The sequence below is a fragment of the Dietzia sp. ANT_WB102 genome (genome assembly GCF_008369165.1).
In the GTDB taxonomy this organism is placed as follows: domain Bacteria; phylum Actinomycetota; class Actinomycetes; order Mycobacteriales; family Mycobacteriaceae; genus Dietzia.
This window is the reverse complement of record NZ_VOBA01000004.1, coordinates 1-668: the sequence shown is the minus strand read 5'-3', so window position 1 is coordinate 668 and position 668 is coordinate 1. Positions and strand designations below refer to the sequence as shown.

1 pseudogene is annotated in these 668 nt (G+C 46.4%); it reads right to left on the bottom strand.

The annotated features are described in order from the left end of the window. A pseudogene (locus tag FQ137_RS15270) lies at positions 1-597 on the bottom strand (aldehyde dehydrogenase family protein); the annotation flags it as partial. Positions 598-668: the final 71 nt, after the last annotated feature.

Here is a 668-nt window from a genome sequence, read left to right as displayed (position 1 = left end):
TACCAAAGACATGACAGGACCAAACATTTCAATTGTTTGGGTTTCAATATCCGTATTCGGGCATTCGACTAGCGTTGGACAAAAGTAATTGCCGTCTGCTAATTCAGATTGTTCAGGGGAATGACCACCAAAACGTATCGTAGCGCCTTGGGCAACAGATTTTTCTAACGTGTCTTTAATACGCTCAACTTGAGCTTTGGTACATAAAGGCCCGACGTGGGTGTCAGGATTGAGTGGGTTACCAATGACAATGTTTTTGGCTTTTTCTTCTATACGTTTGATAATTTCAGGCAAAATAGATCGTTGAACAAAGCCACGAGATCCTGCGACGCAAGACTGTCCAGAAGCGCCAAAGTTACCCGCAATAAGACCATTAGCAGCACTTTCCAAATCTGCATCGTCAAAGACAATAATTGGCGATTTGCCACCTAATTCTAGGCTGGTGACCGCAAAGCTATTGGCAGAGTTTCTAACCACATGCCGCGCCGCTCCATGCCCTCCAGTAAAGTCAATCTTGTCTACATCTGGATGACTGGTTAGGGGAATGGCGCAGTTTTCGGCATCGCCTGTAATGACAGAGACAACACCTTTAGGAAAGCCTGCTTGTGCTACTCATTCGGCGAAGGCCAACATAGGGCCGGGTGCGATTTCGGCCGCTTTCAGAATCA